We start from the raw sequence: 15,685 nt of genomic DNA on the forward strand, positions 1-15,685 counted from the left end.
GGCTTGCTGCGTTTCCTTTATAGTTGAACGATTCGTCCTGCCGGGATCTCGACCGGTACGCCGTCCGAGCTGATCCAGACCGATTGGGCGGACGGGTTATGGACGATCCGGCTGTCGGCGGAGAAACGAAGGCTTTCCAGCGCCTTGCGGTAGGCGTAGATCTCGGCATTCGTCGCGTACCAGATATCGGCCCGTCCTCCCGCGATTTCCCCGAACCGTTCGACCAATTCCCAGTTTCGATCGTTCTCGAATTCGTAACTGTGACCCCATACATAGAGCAGAGACATCCGCGAGAACCTTTGATCCAGCGCGACGAACTTCTCGGCTTGCTCGACCATCTGCTTGTGGTGGCAAGTCGGATGCCAGCGCAGCCAGTCTTCCGGCATGCGGAACGTCCCGTGGCTGTTCACCGTCCGGGAGTATTCCATCCCGATCGAGCGAAGCACGTCCACCACACGGTCGCCGTATGTACCGAACGGATAGCTCATGCCTTTCACCGGATACCCGACCAAGGCTTCGAGCGCTCTGCGGTCCTCCATGACCTGGGAGACGATATGCTCCGTCGGCGCTTGGTCCAAGAACGGATGATCCACCGTATGCGCCGAAACTTCATGCCCCTGAAATAGGGTTTTCACCTCCGACGCGTCGATGTACCCTTCTTTGCCGAACATTCCGCTGTTCAGATGGAACGTGCTTTTGAGGCCGTAATCATTGAACAATTTCACCAATCTGCGGTCATACTCCCGGCCGTCGTCGAAGCTGAGCGTAAGCGCTTTGGCCACGCCGCCCGGAAACCGGTCGAATTGAATGCGCATGGGCAACCCTCCGTCTCGTTCCGTGAATCTCCGATTTTCGCTTCCCAACCCCATAAACATGCCGCCAATGATTCCATCATAACACAAGCGGCCCGGCGGATTCATTCGGAAACGAAGGCCCGAACATCCCGCACGCGCAGCACTTTCGCGTTCCGGCTCAGCAGCAAACGGTCGCTGGCCTTCCATGTGTGGCCTTTCGCGTTCTTCCTGCGAAAGGCGGCGAAGTGCCGCCTGCTTCCGGCATAGACGGTGAAGCCTGACTTCCGGCTGTCGATGCAAAACCGAACGCATTCCCCCTGATCGCGGCCGCGAAAGCCGACCCTGCCGAAAACGTGCCGCTTCACCAGCAGCGTGGCTCCCTGAACCAAGGAAACCTTGCGGTTTTCCTGATCCGGATACCGGAACAGCAATACCTTCGCCCCCTCTAAATACATGTAATGGGCGCGCTTGCCCACGATATCCGCTCCCGACCGCTGCATGGTCCGCAGGCTGTCCGCCAAATACTCCGGTCCATAGTAATCGTCGTCATCGAACTTGGCGATCCGGTCGTATCTAGCCTGGCGAACCCCGAAATTCAAGCAGCTCGCGAGCGAATGTCTTTCGGGCAGCCGGTATACGCGCGCTTGAGGGTCTTTCCTGGCTTTCGTCATGTAGTCGGACAACTTCAATCCGTCATCGTTCAGGATGACGATCAATTCCTTCAGCGGATGCGTTGCCTGGCGTAGTTGGAAAACAGGTTGTCTATGCATTCCTTTCTTTTGGTACAGACGATAATGGAAACGGCGGGTATCCGAAACGGACCGGAGGTTGCTTTCATGGCTTCGTCCCGCCCGGTCGGCGATGCACGAAGCGCTTGTAGTCGCGCACGCGGGGAATTTTGACGTGATGCGCAAGCAAGTCTTTGTCGCTCATGGTCCAGGTGTGGCTGGCCGTATTCTTGCGGCGGATCGCGACGAAGTTGTATTTGCCCGCGGAGTACACCTTGAAGCCTTTACGAAGACTGTCCCGGCAGAACTGATCGTCCTCGCCTGTCCTTCTTCCGGTAAAACGAACCCGGTCGAATACGCGGCGTTTCACGACCAACGTGGCTCCGGGCAAGATCGATACGTATCGGTTCTCGTTACCCCGAAAACGGAGAATCATCGACTTCGAACCTTTCAAATACATATAGTGCGTTCGCTTGCCGACGATATCCGCCCCCGTCCGCTTAAATGCTTGAAGGATGTCCGTCAAATAGTAAGGGGCATAGTAATCGTCGTCATCGAACTTGGCGATGTACGGATAACGGGCCATGCGAACGGCTCGGTTCAAGCAGGCGCCCAGCGGCATTCGCCCGGGTTCGCGATAGACCCGGACGTTCGGGCACCGATTGGCCAGGTCCAGGTAGGGCTGGAGCGGAATGCGGTCATGGTTGACCACGATGATCAACTCCTTGGGAGCGTGACGCTGCCTGTCGAAGTTTTGAAAGATCGACTTGAATTGGCGCTTCCGATTGGTACAGGTGATAACGGTAACGCCGGCTTGCCCTTTCGGTTTATTTGCGGAACCTGCCATGATACGACCTCCTCGTTCGAGGATAGGGGTTGGACATCTACTACGATATGACAGCTTGGCTAACCGGTAACGGCGAATGGAAGCGATCGAGGTAAAGGGAGAAATTGCCCCGAGCATGACAAAGAGCACCGCGGAGGGTGCTCTCATGAGGGTTGTATGCTGCGATGAATCCTAGCGTCCATTAGGTTCGGCGCCGTCGATCCACCCGATCGCCTGCAGCGTTCGGATCAGCACGACGGCCGCTTGAGCGCGTGTCGTCGCTCCTTTCGGATCGAACGTATCGGTTCCGGTGCCCTTCATGATGTTCAGCTGGATCATCTGGCGAATGTTCTCCAGATAAGCGGCGTCTGCTTGCCCGATATCCTTGTAGCCGTTTAAGCTGACGGATTCGGAGGTCTTCGGCGAATTTTCGAGTCGGACGAATGCCGCCAGCATCGTCGCCATTTCCTCCCGGGTGAGCGGCTCGTTCGGCAGAAAGCGGCTGCCTTTCGCGAAGTCGAGCAGGCCGAACTTCTTGGCCTGGACGACCGCTCCGAAATACCACGCGCCTGGCTGAACGTCCGCATAAGGCGCCGCGTTCTCGGCGGCCGGTTCGCCCCGACCTAGGGCGTTGACCAGCATCGAGGCGAATTCCGCTCTCGATACCGTCTTGTCGGGATCGTATTTTCCGCCGCCAACCCCATTCACAAGCGTTTTCGCTGCAGCAAGCTCCACGTACGCTTTGCCCCAATGCTTCTGAATATCGGCGAAGCTCACCGCGTTTTGTGCCGTAACGTACACGCTGTTCGAATAGGATTTGATCATGGAATACAATTTGCCGTCGATCCGCACCATTTCCGCGGGAACAAACTCAAACTTACCGGCCGGCTCGTTATAACGGTACGCGCCCCAATTTCCCGGCTCGCTCTTCATGTCTTGCGGCATGGGGATCATTCGGGTAAGTGCCTGGCTGAATTGGCTAGCCGTTCCAATGGTTTGGTTCGTCTTGTTGTTGAGGACATCTATATGAAAATCCACGGTCGCCCCTTGAATGACGCCATTTGGCAAGCTTTTGGAAAAATCCGCTTGGATAACCTTGTCGGCTGACTTGTCGGTCAGGGTGATCTTGAAGGAAGTATCCTCGGCGTCAACGCGGTTGCCGAGCAAGTCATTCAGCCCCGGAATGAGCGACGGCAGATTAGACGGAACCAGATAGCTGCCGATCGGAGTTCTGAATTCGAGCGTAAACCCGACGCCATGACTCGCCAAGTCGTTAAGGACGGCAGCCGGCAGACTTACGTACGCCGTACCGTCTGTAGGCGTTGCCTCCATCGTAAAGACCGACTTTGTGAAGTCGATGGCAGACGGATCAAACGGAGTGCCGTTCAAGTCGATGGCCGGTTTGGCAAGAATGGATGAATATTGACTTTCGCCGCCGTTGTAATATGCTCCCTGGACCGTAACGGTCGCGGATTGGCCGGCCGCCTCTTCGCCATTCAGATATACCGTCAAGAGATAAGCTTTCGAGCTCGTAGAATCATTGCCCGGCAGCGTCACGATCGCTTCCGCCTCGGTGTCGCTTTTTATGCCGGCATTCACGGCTTTCGCGCCGTTCACGTATACTTCCAGCGTCTGACCGGTCAAATGATCGCCTGTAATGGATAGGGACACGCCTCCCCCGCTGCTCGGCAAACGGGCCGTATTCGCGGAAATACCGGTAACGACGGCAACTGGGGATGGAGGCTCCGAGTCTTTCACTATGGTGATCGTATACGTTTTGACCGCTTTCAAGAGCGGCTCTACTTGGACGGAAATGACCGTAGATGGACCCGAGAGGCCGACCGTTACGGTGCTGCCGCTTGTTTGCAGTTGGTTATTGATATATAAATCCGTGTAAGTCGCGTCTGTCACGGTTGCCGATACATGCACGCTTGAAACCGAAGGGCCGACATGGGCCGTGTAAGCCGTGGTGGAAGAGGAGAAAGGCTCGGCGAATGTCCCCTCATCTACCGACAGAGCTTGAAGGGTGTTATCGCCGGGCAGGTTTGTTTTCTCATAAGAATTGTCTCCCCAAGCGACGACAGAGCCATCATCCTTGAGCGCCAAGGCGAAGTCCGGTCCCGCGGCAATGGCGACGACTCCGCTCTGAGCTTCCGGCGGCACGCCGAAGCTTTGGGTTCCCCAGGCGACGACAGTACCATTGTTCGTAAGCGCCAACGAGTAGTCCCATCCTGCGGCGATGGCGACGACTCCGCTCAAATCATCAGGCACGTCATTCTTGAGGCTGCCGTTGTCGCTCCAAGAGATGACGGAGCCATCTTCTTTGATCGCCAGCGAGTGGTTATATCCGGCTGAGATCTTGACGACGCCGTTCTGTGCTTCAACAGGCACGACCATTGGAACGAGATCGTTTTTGTAGTCATAATTCCAAGCGACGACGGAGCCGTCGTCTTTCAGCGCCAGCGACTTGCCCATCGCCGCGGCGATGGCGACGACTCCGCTCAAACCGCTTGGAACGGTTAAATTTTCTTCCATAGCCTCATCCCAAACAACGACCGTGCCGTCACTTTGGAGCGCCAGCGAATGGAAGTTTCCGGCTGCGATCGCGATATAGTTCGATCCCGGCTTGTCGATGCCGACTCCCCAAGTCACGATCGAGCCGTCGTCCTTGAGCGCCAGCGATTGAACGGAACCCGCCGCAACCGACACGACCCCGCTTTGCGCCTCTGCCGGCACGGACGTTTGGCCAAGGATATTGAGTCCCCAAGCGAAAACGGAGCCGTCGTCTTTCCGCGCAAGCCAGTGATTGGCTCCCGCGGAAACGAGCTTCACTTGACTTCCGATCCTTATGTCAGCCGCATGCGCCGAGCGGACGCCGCAAGGAACCGTCGCGACGCCCAGAAACAACGCGAAGGACCATACCAGATATACGAGTTTTCTCCCTTTGATCCGCGGCATGACATTCCATCTCCATTCTGACGAATGATTTTCCGAATAAGCAGAGAGGTTTCATTGTCTATCATGCTAGCAAAACGATCGCGAGAATCCTCTTAAAACATTCTTAAAAACTTACATCCTATTTCATTTTTCGACGGTTATGAGAATCGAATGTAAAATAAAAAAACCGCCGCCGGCGGTTTATTTCAACGGTTGAATCAATTCGTTTCCGCTCACGCCCAATAGCGCGTAAGCTTGGCTCACCATTTCCCGATCCTTGCCGTATAGGTGAGTCGCTTTGTGGCGGATCCCGCTTACGGTCGTTACAAAATTCATCTGGTGAACCATGAATTCCGAGTTGCACAAGACGACCGCTTGCTTGCCGCAAGAGATCACGTTTTGCTGAAACCGAACCGCCCGCTCGGCCACTTCCGGAGAATACACGACCGGCTCGCCGTCCGACGCTTTCATTTCCCGATGATCGACGAAAATACTCAGTTCCCCTTCCGGAAATTCGGAGGCGATGCCCAGCAGCGTTCTCGACATATCATCCACGTTCTCGCCGGTTAACAGCCCATGTACCTGAAACGTAAGGATTTTATTGCCGCTGTCGATATGGTATTTGAAACGCTCCAAGAAGGGGACCTCGAAGTCTTTCTTTACATAAGCCAAATTCGAGGAAAAGCGTTCACTCGAAAACATATATTCGATCGAGACGTTTAACGCGGCGGCGATTTTGTCGATGTTGAGGAGGCTGATGTTGCGTTCGCCGCGCTCGACTCCGCTGATGTACGTTCGATCCAATCCCGCACGTTCAGCCAGCCATTCCTGCGATATCCCCGAGCGGGCGCGAAGCTCCCTCACTCTTTTACCAAACTCGGCGCGAATATCCATGAAGACTCCTACCCCCAACCCGATTCCGCTACGTCATATATCGGATCGTGAAGTCGCAAGCTGTAGATTTTTGTCGTAACCGCAGAGAATGTGACTCAAAGTCCGTAGATTTTTAGAAACGAAGTTGATTATGATGAAAGCAAAAGCCGTATCATCACAGCTCATTGTTGCAGGAGGGTAACAGGATGAAAAAGAAGCTTGCCGTATGGATGACGGGGCTCCTCTCGATGGCCTTGATCGCGCTGCCCGTCCATGCCGAATCGGCGACGCAGCCGCTGGCGATTGAACCCCAATTCAGCTACGCATTCGAATTTCACGAAGGCTTAGCCGCCGTCGAACAGAATCGCAAATGGGGCGTCATCGACCGGACGGGGCGATTCGTCGTGGAACCGCGTTACGATTGGATCGAAGATTTCAAGGACGGATTTGCCTATATCGGCCAACCGGATGATAAAGGGTATAATCAAGTAGGATTGATCGACAAAACGGGGAAAGAAATCATACCGCCGTTGTATTATCCGCTGGATCGGATGAGCAACGGATTCTGGAAAGCCGCGAAGGACGACAAATACGGGGTGTTCGATCAGAACGGAAATGCGATCAGCGACTTTCAATACGATTACATCGGCGATTTTCACGATGGACTGGCCTTGGTGCAGAAAACACGGAGCGATAAACGTATTCGGCGGACCGTGGACGGCGTAACGATCGACTATCCGGATTCTCTAGCCGGGTATATCGATGAAACCGGAAAGCTCGTAATTCCGTTGCAATACGACATGAATTCCGGCGACTTTGAATCGGGACTTGCGGCCGTCGCGAAAGCGGGCAAATGGGGCGTCATCGACAAGAAGGGGAAAACGGTGATTCCCTTCCAATACGACAGCGTCACGCGTAAATATGGCGAGGGTACCGCCTCCCGGTATTTCGCCGTCTCGAAAAACCGGAAGCACGGGGCGATCGATTCGCAAGGCAAAACGGTCGTTCCCTTGAAATACGATACCGCCATCGTGACATCGGGAGACGTATTGATCTATGGCATGATGCGCAAGAATATCGTGAAATTCTCCATGGCGAAAGAAGCCAACCTGATTCGCGACGCGAAAGGCAACTATCACGAGTCGGATCGCGGAGCCATCGATCTGCGCACGGGTAAGTCGCTGGCTCCCGCCCAATACGATACGATCATGGAAATGCGCAGCGGTCTTCTGTCCGTTTGCAAATCGAACAAGTGCGGCGTGATGAATCGTTCGGGCAAGATCGTGCTTCCGGTGAAGTACACCTATATTTCAGATTTACCCCTCTCATTCGGAGGAAACTTCTATATCGTTTATGCCAGCGATAAACTAGGAACCTTTAATCCGACCGTTTCGAATTCCGGCAATATTCCGCTTTACGAGTATAGCGGCATGGCTCCGCTTTTCTCATTCGCCGAGGATTCCCGAGAAGGGCTCTTCCGCGCCGTCAACAAGAACAAGAAAGTAGGCGTCATTACCGACAAGGGGAAAGAAATCGTAAAAGCGAAGTATGATGAGATCGGCGATTTCAGCGAAGGCTTCGCGGCGGTCAAACTGAACGGGAAGTACGGCTTTATCGACCGGACGGGCAAAGAAATCGTCGCGCCTCAATATGCCCGGGCCGGGCGTTACCATGAAGGCTTGGCTTACGTGCAGCTCAACGGCAAATACGGCTACATTGACCGATCCGGCAGAGAGGTCATTCCCCCGCAATTCGACGACGTTCGCACCGGCTTCTCGGACGGATTGGCATCGGTATGCGTGAACGGCAAATGGGGCTATATCGCAAACCCGCAAACAGAGTAAAGGGCTGGGCGACCAGTCCCTCCTCCTTTCTTCCAAGGGCGAAGCTTACGCGTTCATTTCTCCGCCGCTCAACCTTTCACGCTGCCGCATTCCTAAAATCATACAATTTTTTACTATTTTCGCGTATACTGATTCCGAGTTCGTACCTATCCGGGAGAGGGTTGCTTCCATGGTCCATCATATACTCGTCGTCGATAATGAACCGGAATTGCTGGAGCTCGTCGAGTTTCATCTGGTACAAGCCGGGTTGCGCGCCACCCGGGCCATATCGGGATTCGAAGCGTTGAAACATCTCGACGAATCGGCTTTCGACCTTATCATTCTGGACATCATGATGGACGGCATGGATGGATTCTCGGTGCTCGAGCGGATACGCGGAGGCTCGTTGGAGATGCCGGTCATTCTGCTCAGCGCCAAACACGAAGTGGAAAGCAAAATCCACGGCCTTGGCATCGGAGCGGACGATTACGTCACGAAACCGTTCAGCCCCGCCGAGCTGGTCGCCCGCGTGCAGGCGCATCTGCGGCGCAACCGGAAATCGGTGCCGATCGAACGGATGATGTCGTACTCCTATGGGAAATTGTCGCTTAACCCGGCGGCGCAAATCTTGCACAAGAATGGCCAAACCATCCCGCTCTCCGCTACGGAAACCAAGATGCTGCTCGCCTTGATGAAGCGTCCCAACCAAACGATCCCGAAACTCCGATTGTTCGAGGAAGTTTGGGGGCATTCGAACTATGACGAGAACTCGATTAACGTCTATATGAATTATTTGAGGAAGAAAATCGAGGAGGATCCCCGCAACCCCCGCTACATTCAGACGGTGTGGGGCGTAGGGTATTTACTCACGGGGGATCCGGAATGAAACTGAAAGCGAAGATGGCGTGGATCATCGCGTGTTCCGTCCTGCTCACGCTTTTCCTGCTAACGGTCATGTTCTATGCATTCACCGCTTTGTTCGTGTCCGGGTACAACCATGCCGAGCTTCGGGAGATGAGCGCGAAGCTTTCCGAGCGGCTCGAACATGCGCATGCAAGTAACGGGGAACAACTCGCTCAAGTCCTCCAAGCGTTCGGGAGCCAATACGACGGGGTCGGGTTGGAGTTGTTCGGCCAAGACGGAAAACTGCTATTCTCATCCGCGAACCGGACGGAGCCATACACCCTTCCCGAGATGATGGCGCGCTTCGCCGACCAACCCGGCCGAATGTTCCAGGGGCAAGATTCGACCTTCCTATTCGAGATTGCCCCCGACGGACAACGCTATTTCGTCGTCTTCGATATCAAAGGAAATTCGCTTCAGCAAGTCCAACTATTCCTTTATTTCAACCAATATGCCGGATGGCCGTTTTTGGTTGCCCCGCTGATCTTGATGATCGCTTTGCCGGCGTTGATCGCGTTTTTGTTCATCCTGTTCGTCACGCGGCGGCTGCGCAAGCTGAATCATGCGATGCGGCATACGGATTTGCGGAACGAGCCCCTACCGTTGCAGGATCGTTCCGGCGACGAAATCGGCGCGTTGACCCGTTTATTCAACGAAATGTCCGATAAACTGTATCGGCAGCACCTTCATACCCAACGGATCGAACAGGCCCGCACCAAGCTGATCTCCGACCTGTCCCATGATTTGCGAACGCCGCTTTCGGTCATTCATGGTTATGCGGAAACGCTGCAGCGGGGCTCGGTCCACGATCCCGAAACCCGGCTCCGGCATTCGACGATCATCGTGCAGAGATCGGAATACATGAACGGATTGCTGGTCCGGTTATTCCAGCTTGCCGCGCTGGGCGAGCCGTCCACCTCGTTCCGCGCGGAACGGGACTCTATCCAAGCCCTCTTGCAGACGATCATCGCCGAATACGTGCTACTCTTGAACGACCAAGGCATCGAGTGGCGGGCGGACTTGCCGGAATCCCTCGTTTATATAGAATACGACCGGGATTCCATGGCGCAAGTACTGCGAAATATGATTGACAACGCCATCCTTCACGGGAAAGACGGCAACTATTTAGGCGTACGGTTGCGCGAGGAAAATGATGAGGCGTCGATCGAAATCGAAGACCGGGGAAAAGGAATACCGGAGGAGGAGCTGGGGCGCGTTTTCAACCGGTTTTATCGGGTAGATAAAGGCCGGCAAAGCAATGGGCTCGGCATCGGGCTGTCCATATCGAACGAAATCGTGCGGCGGCATGGCGGCCGGATCGACGTGCGGAGCGTTCCGAACGTAAGCACGGTGTTCACGGTCCGCTTGCCGCTGAATGTCCGCACTTACGATCGCGGTGATGAACTCGCGGCGGAGCGGAAATAACCAAATTCCGCCCCTGAACCCGAGGGAAGATGCATCTCCCCCCAGGTTGGGAGCGGAATCCTGCAAAACCTAATTTTCCAAAAACCCGCTGATTTCTGCCGTGCCGAGGACATGCTCTTTCACGAGCTCCTGAAACTGATCATAGGTGACATAAACCGGTGCGTCCAAAGATTCGACGTCCAATGCGTACACGATCGTTTTGTACTCATGGTTCCCCGAGCCGGACGGCGGCGAAGGGCGGCCATAACCGGTTTGACCCGACGTATTCAAGAGCTCCTTGCTGCCTTCCGGAAGTTTGTCGGTAAGAGAAGCCCCTTCCGGAATCCGATTTACGCTCGCGGGAATATTCACGACGATCCAGTGAACCCACATGTTCGCGACAGGATGGAGATCGACGATCATGACGGCGAACGACTTCGTTCCTTTGGGCGAGTTCTCCCAGGAAAGCGGGATGCTGTAATCCGTCTCCGTATACTTCCCGGGGATTTGTTCGCCATCCTTGAAAGCATCGGAAGTGACGACGAACGAATTCCCGTTTCCGCTGGCGGGCTGTGACGAACGGCACCCGCTTATCGTTAAAGCAATCGCAGCGGCGACGAAAACTAGCGTCCATTTTCGGACTGATAGAGCGAATTTCATGATTGTTCCCCCCCCCTTCCGGATTTTACTTTTCATTGCATGCAATGTCAATGATTGGTTATTACATAAAGCCGCGGATGCGGGTACTTTCCCAAGGTCAAAGATCGAAAACAGCCTAACCCCGATCTGCGAAGGGTTAGGCTGCTGTTACAAGTAAAAATCTTAGGTTCGAACTAAATATGAAGCGCGTCCAACAGCTTATAGATCATGGCGGCGGCTTCCGCCCGGGTCACGGCGCTGCCGGGGCGGAACGAGCCGTCCTCGAAGCCCGTCAGCACGTTCGCTGCGGCGGCTGCATCGACAGAAGCTCGCGCCCATGCCGGAATGAATTCGTTGTCTTGGAAACTCGCGGCTGATGCCATGCCAGATCCCACCTTGTAAGCGTGAAGAACGTTTGCCATCAATACGGCCATTTCGGCGCGGGTGACGGTATCGTTCGCTCGAACACGCACGCTGCCGCCGGATCCATCGCCGTGCATGAATCCGGCTTCGGTGACGGCGGATACGGCGCTCTTCGCCCAGGCAGGAACGGCGGCATCGTCGGCAAACCTGGCGCCGCTCGCGGACGGCGTCAGCATCAGCGCCTTGGTCAGCATCACGGCGATCTGGGCCCGCGTGACCGGGGTTTCCGGACGGAAAGTTCGATCCGGATAGCCGCTAAGCACGTCCATGCCGATTAGTCTTTCCGCGTATGGGGCCGACCAGTGATTTTGCAAATCGGCGAAGTTCCCGGCAGATTGGCTGCCGAAAACGGCGAATTTCGTAAAGTGGTTGATGCGGATCGTGACGGTGCCGTCGGCGTTCACGACGCCCCCCACGTACAGCCAGCGCTTGAAGACTTCATTGTAATAGTAGACGGTTGGCCTTTCTCCGGCCGCTGCCCGGCCCGTATCGTAATGGAAAGTGATTTCCACGGGCGTATTGAACGTCCGGCCCGTCGTGCTGGAAAAATCGAACGTTCGGCTGAGCGGCTTCAACGCGCCGGACTCCGGCGCCTGTGCAACCGGCACGACCGTTACGGTCATCTTCCCGCCGGACGGCACCGCGCCCGCCGGCACGATAATCTTTACGTCGTCACCAAGCGACCACTCGGTCCGTTCGCTAGAGGTGACATCGAAGGAACCCGAATCGGGTACCTGATTCTGTTCAACCGTTCCCGTCGATGTCGACGGCGGAGCCGTTTGGCCCGACGGCGGGTCGGTATCGTCCGACGGCGGGTTCGTCGGCGGAGGCGTTGACGGCTGCGGCGACTCCGGCGGCTCCGACGGGGTCGGCGGTTCGGACGCTCTCGTTACGTTGACCGTATACGTTTGCTGCGTTTCATGATCTTCAGCCGTGACGACCAGCTTGATTTCATTGGCGCCGACTGCGAGCGGCAGCGGCTCACCGGGGTCGACAACCGGTTCGCCGTTCAGCAGCAGTTGAACCTCCGCGTTCTCCCGTGCAGCGCTATAGGTCACTGCGGTTTCCGCAACGGAATAAGGTACGTCGGCAGAATAGGAGTACACGTTTTCCGCGAAATCAAGTCTGATATCGCTCAGCGTCAGAGCGCTCAAGTCGGCGTTGGAGCTGACGGAGTCGCTTAAGAAAACCGGATCGTAAACGGCACGGTTGTCGATCGCGTAACCGTCTTCGCCGTCAGGCGTGAAACGAACGGCCAACCCTCCGTACACGCTGGCCTCGTACTGGGAATAAGGCAGCATGTTGCTGCCGTTCACCAAGCCGATCAAGGCGTAACTTCCGTCAGAATGCGGATTGTCGCGATCCAGGCTGCGGTATTTGAACTGGATTTCATCGGTTCCTTCGTATAAAATCGCTTGAATCGTGCCCAGTCGGTCAGCGGGATACGTATCCACAGCCGTCCATTGGACGACGAATTTACGGCCTGGCGCCGAGCCGATCGTTTTGGTCATCACGCGCACATGGTTCAGATCGTCGCCGAACGGCGCGATGACGTTATCCGGCCGGCCGCTTTCGGGGTTCAGGAACGCCAGGTTGCCGTTGGCCTGAACGTATACCTTCAAATCTTCTATCTCCTGGCCGAAGAAATGAAACGGCATTCCCGCGTCTACCTCCGCCGATGTCCCGCCGTCGGTATCTTCCTCGCCGTCCGGATTGAACAGCGGAATGTCCGTTCCCCGATACAGCGTCTCATTCTCTTTTTTCAGCACGGTCACCGCGAACGTTTTCGATTGGCTGACCTCGCCTTTAATGATTACCGCGGTTAACGTGACATCGGCGTTCGCGGCATCGTAAGCGGGACGGAATACGATACCGCTGTCGTCGATCACGTCCGGCCGGCTGGATGCCCAGGCAATGGAAGTCCCGTTGCCTCCGGCCGCGGGCAAAAGCAGACGCCTCGTCACCGCAGACGCCGAGTCGCCATCCGCGTATCCGATGGTCAGCGCATCCCGATCGGCGGTCACGTCAGCTTCGTCGGTCGGGGTCGACTCGTCCTTCAAGACCGTGAGGGCGAACGTTTTGGAGTCGCTTTCCGAGCCTTTGGCGACGGTAGCGGTCAGCTGGACCGCGGTGTCATCGGACGCCGCGTCCGGCCGCGTGACCTTCCCGTCGCTGCCGATGATTTCGGGATGGTCCGAAGCCCAGTCGATCGTCGATCCGTTCGCTCCGGCGGTCGGCAGGAGTACCGGCTGCGTGACGCTATCGGCATCGTCCCCCTCGGCATAACCGATGGAGAGCATGGATACGTCGGCGGCAACCGCATAGGCGTCGACATTGCCGTTGATCACCACGGATACTTCATGGTCAAGATAACCGGCAACCGCGACGTCGATTTTGCCGTCGCCGTTGAAGTCTGCAGGCGCGAAGCCGTAAGGGGCTTGCGCCGTCGGCACCGCAGCCCCCGGCCGGAACGTGCCGTCTCCGTTGCCCATCAGCATCGTGATGGCGCTCGCGGATTCGCTTCCGACCGCCAGATCCGGATAGCCGTCGCCGTTGCCGTCAAACGCGGCGACCGCGGTCGGATACGGCCCTCCTGCCGGATAATCCTTTTTCGTTTGGAACGTTCCGTCCGCATTCGCCAGGAACACGGATACGGTTTTGTCAATGCCATTCAGAACAACCAAGTCGGGATGCGCATCGCCGTTCAAATCCGCAGCGACAACGCTTTTGGGCAACGAGCCCGTCGGGTAATTCCCCCCTTCAAGCAATGTTCCGTCTTTGTTGCCATTAGCGAATAGGACCGCGACCGAGTCCGTTAAGGTGTTCGTCACCGCCACATCATCGAGCCCGTCGCCGTTAAAGTCCCGAACGGCAATCGCCATCGGCCCGGTGACGGCATAGTCGACATTCTCCTGAAACGTGCCGTCTCCATGGCCGAGCAGGACGGATACGGAATTGCCAACGTAGTTGCACGTAGCGATATCCGGGGCCCCATCCCCGTTGAAATCGCCGACGGCGGCGGCTTGCGGACTGCTGCCCGTGCCATAGACAGCGGCAGTCACCGAGAAAGCGGCATCTCCGTTCCCGTACAAAATCGACACCGTATTCGCGTATTGATTGGCGACGACCAGATCGAGGTTGTCGTCTCCGTTGAAGTCGGCGCCGGCGATGCTGGACACGGTTCCGCCCGCCGCAAAACCGACCGTGTCGTTGAATGTGCCGTCTCCATTGCCGGTCATGACGGTTACGCCGTTCGCGGAGTCGCTGTAATTGGCCGCGGCCAAGTCAAGCTTGCCGTCATGGTTGAAATCGGCCGCGAACACCCCCATCGTGTTATAGCTGGCCGTAAAATTTTGCGCCGGCAAGAAGAAATTCGGAGCCGCCGACAGTTTCGCCGGCCAAACCGCAAGCTGCAATACCATGATGATGCTCAACGCAAGCGCCAAGCCCGCAATCCTTTTTTTCAAATCGTTCACCCTCCACCCATCTTGATCGCTATCATTCTAGCGGAACAAAATGCGGCAGACGATTAACGAAAGTTAACAGTTTGCGAGTTTTTTCGGAAACTCCATTGGTTTAACACCTGACATGTTTGCGTTTGAAGCCGAGCTGCCCTCGGTCGATCGCCTTTTGAATATTTTCGGACGCGTTCAGGCGCTTGCCCTTCTTCTTGTCTGACTGGACTTCTACCGGACCGACCGCTTTCGCCGTCTCGACTGCCCGCCCGTGAAGCGGCATATAGGAAGTCGCCGCCGTGTAAATGAAGTTGTTCATCGCGTATTTCGCCCGTTCGGGGCTGCCGTGGATCGTATCTTTCACCCGATCCAGCATACCCGCGATTTTGCTTTCGGAAAATTCGCCGTCCGGACGATTCCCCAGCAGCCAGCAATAACAACTCCAGCCCGCCGACATTTTCAACTCTTCCCCGCTGGCGATCCATTGATCGGCCACTTCCTGCGCGATAGCGGTTTCCGACAAAGTAACGGCCACCACGAAATCCGACAACATGTAAAAATAAGCCCCATCGATCCAGCGCTCGAAATCCGACTCCGTCATGACATCCGGGTCCGCGATGACGCCGGCGAAATACATGGCGTCGTAGTTCCCCGTGGCGTAAAGCCGCTCGGCCAACTTTTGGTTTTTCTTGATGACTTTGGACATCGGCTTCATCTCGCCCGTAGCCACGCCGAATAACGGCTCCCGCGCGCCATTGGACATGTACGTTTTTTTGAGCCGTTCCTTGCCGAGACGTTCAAGCTCCTGCATGACCGTTTCGAAATCCATTGCGGCATACCCCTTCCTTTTTTGGCGGGTTGGCTTTGAAAGTATTATCTC

At 56.0% G+C, this 15,685-nt stretch carries 11 protein-coding genes; 3 read left to right on the top strand and 8 right to left on the bottom strand.

What is annotated here, in order from left to right; all coding sequences use genetic code 11:
- Positions 1 to 17: 17 nt before the first annotated feature.
- The 5 genes from PTZ19_RS14400 to PTZ19_RS14420 all read right to left on the bottom strand — a co-directional run bounded on the left by PTZ19_RS14400 (position 18) and on the right by PTZ19_RS14420 (position 6,179).
- Positions 18 to 815 (bottom strand): polysaccharide deacetylase family protein, encoded by a 798-nt coding sequence (locus tag PTZ19_RS14400; protein WP_276355682.1) that lies wholly within the window; start codon positions 813 to 815, stop codon positions 18 to 20.
- A 101-nt stretch (positions 816 to 916) separates the two neighbouring features.
- Positions 917 to 1,564, bottom strand: a complete 648-nt coding sequence (locus tag PTZ19_RS14405; RefSeq protein WP_276355684.1) for a glycosyltransferase family 2 protein — start codon at positions 1,562 to 1,564, stop codon at positions 917 to 919.
- Positions 1,565 to 1,628: 64 nt separating this feature from the next.
- Positions 1,629 to 2,369, bottom strand: coding sequence for a glycosyltransferase (locus PTZ19_RS14410; RefSeq protein WP_276355686.1), 741 nt, complete (start codon positions 2,367 to 2,369; stop codon positions 1,629 to 1,631).
- A 171-nt stretch (positions 2,370 to 2,540) separates the two neighbouring features.
- On the bottom strand, positions 2,541 to 5,306 hold the full coding sequence (locus PTZ19_RS14415; protein WP_276355688.1) for an S-layer homology domain-containing protein: 2,766 nt from the start codon (positions 5,304 to 5,306) through the stop codon (positions 2,541 to 2,543).
- Between the two features lie 180 nt (positions 5,307 to 5,486).
- Entirely contained in the window at positions 5,487 to 6,179 is a 693-nt protein-coding gene (locus tag PTZ19_RS14420) for a helix-turn-helix domain-containing protein (protein WP_276355690.1), read from the bottom strand.
- Between the two features lie 185 nt (positions 6,180 to 6,364).
- Between PTZ19_RS14420 and PTZ19_RS14425 the strand changes: the two genes are divergently transcribed.
- The 3 genes from PTZ19_RS14425 (at position 6,365) to PTZ19_RS14435 (ending at position 10,309) form a co-directional block, all read left to right on the top strand.
- Entirely contained in the window at positions 6,365 to 8,002 is a 1,638-nt protein-coding gene (locus tag PTZ19_RS14425) for a WG repeat-containing protein (RefSeq protein ID WP_276355692.1), read from the top strand.
- 169 nt (positions 8,003 to 8,171) lie between these two features.
- Positions 8,172 to 8,867 carry a response regulator transcription factor gene (locus PTZ19_RS14430; protein ID WP_276355695.1) on the top strand — a complete coding sequence of 232 codons (696 nt, stop codon included), beginning with the start codon at positions 8,172 to 8,174 and terminating at the stop codon, positions 8,865 to 8,867.
- Positions 8,864 to 10,309 carry a sensor histidine kinase gene (locus PTZ19_RS14435; protein WP_276355697.1) on the top strand — a complete coding sequence of 482 codons (1,446 nt, stop codon included), beginning with the start codon at positions 8,864 to 8,866 and terminating at the stop codon, positions 10,307 to 10,309. Before PTZ19_RS14430 ends, PTZ19_RS14435 begins: the two co-directional genes overlap by 4 nt.
- A 69-nt stretch (positions 10,310 to 10,378) precedes the next feature.
- Here the strand turns inward: PTZ19_RS14435 and PTZ19_RS14440 are convergent, their stop codons facing one another.
- From PTZ19_RS14440 to PTZ19_RS14450, 3 genes are all read right to left on the bottom strand, one after another.
- Complete coding sequence (locus PTZ19_RS14440; RefSeq protein ID WP_276355700.1) at positions 10,379 to 10,948, bottom strand: YbhB/YbcL family Raf kinase inhibitor-like protein; 570 nt, start codon at positions 10,946 to 10,948, stop codon at positions 10,379 to 10,381.
- Between the two features lie 173 nt (positions 10,949 to 11,121).
- Positions 11,122 to 14,817, bottom strand: coding sequence for an immunoglobulin-like domain-containing protein (locus PTZ19_RS14445; protein ID WP_276355702.1), 3,696 nt, complete (start codon positions 14,815 to 14,817; stop codon positions 11,122 to 11,124).
- A 109-nt stretch (positions 14,818 to 14,926) separates the two neighbouring features.
- Positions 14,927 to 15,634: a DNA alkylation repair protein gene (locus PTZ19_RS14450; protein WP_276355705.1), complete on the bottom strand. Its 708-nt coding sequence runs from the start codon at positions 15,632 to 15,634 to the stop codon at positions 14,927 to 14,929.
- Positions 15,635 to 15,685 lie beyond the last annotated feature (51 nt).

This window comes from Cohnella caldifontis, assembly GCF_029360585.1.
Taxonomy (GTDB): domain Bacteria; phylum Bacillota; class Bacilli; order Paenibacillales; family Paenibacillaceae; genus Cohnella; species Cohnella caldifontis.

What these genes read in the sequence shown, in the direction of transcription:
- PTZ19_RS14400 (WP_276355682.1), bottom strand. Translation starts at nt 815, where the DNA reads ATGCGCATTCAATTCGACCGGTTTCCGGGCGGCGTGGCCAAAGCGCTT.
- PTZ19_RS14405 (WP_276355684.1), bottom strand. Translation starts at nt 1,564, where the DNA reads ATGCATAGACAACCTGTTTTCCAACTACGCCAGGCAACGCATCCGCTG.
- PTZ19_RS14410 (WP_276355686.1), bottom strand. Translation starts at nt 2,369, where the DNA reads ATGGCAGGTTCCGCAAATAAACCGAAAGGGCAAGCCGGCGTTACCGTT.
- PTZ19_RS14415 (WP_276355688.1), bottom strand. Translation starts at nt 5,306, where the DNA reads ATGCCGCGGATCAAAGGGAGAAAACTCGTATATCTGGTATGGTCCTTC.
- PTZ19_RS14420 (WP_276355690.1), bottom strand. Translation starts at nt 6,179, where the DNA reads ATGGATATTCGCGCCGAGTTTGGTAAAAGAGTGAGGGAGCTTCGCGCC.
- PTZ19_RS14425 (WP_276355692.1), top strand. Translation starts at nt 6,365, where the DNA reads ATGAAAAAGAAGCTTGCCGTATGGATGACGGGGCTCCTCTCGATGGCC.
- PTZ19_RS14430 (WP_276355695.1), top strand. Translation starts at nt 8,172, where the DNA reads ATGGTCCATCATATACTCGTCGTCGATAATGAACCGGAATTGCTGGAG.
- PTZ19_RS14435 (WP_276355697.1), top strand. Translation starts at nt 8,864, where the DNA reads ATGAAACTGAAAGCGAAGATGGCGTGGATCATCGCGTGTTCCGTCCTG.
- PTZ19_RS14440 (WP_276355700.1), bottom strand. Translation starts at nt 10,948, where the DNA reads ATGAAATTCGCTCTATCAGTCCGAAAATGGACGCTAGTTTTCGTCGCC.
- PTZ19_RS14450 (WP_276355705.1), bottom strand. Translation starts at nt 15,634, where the DNA reads ATGGATTTCGAAACGGTCATGCAGGAGCTTGAACGTCTCGGCAAGGAA.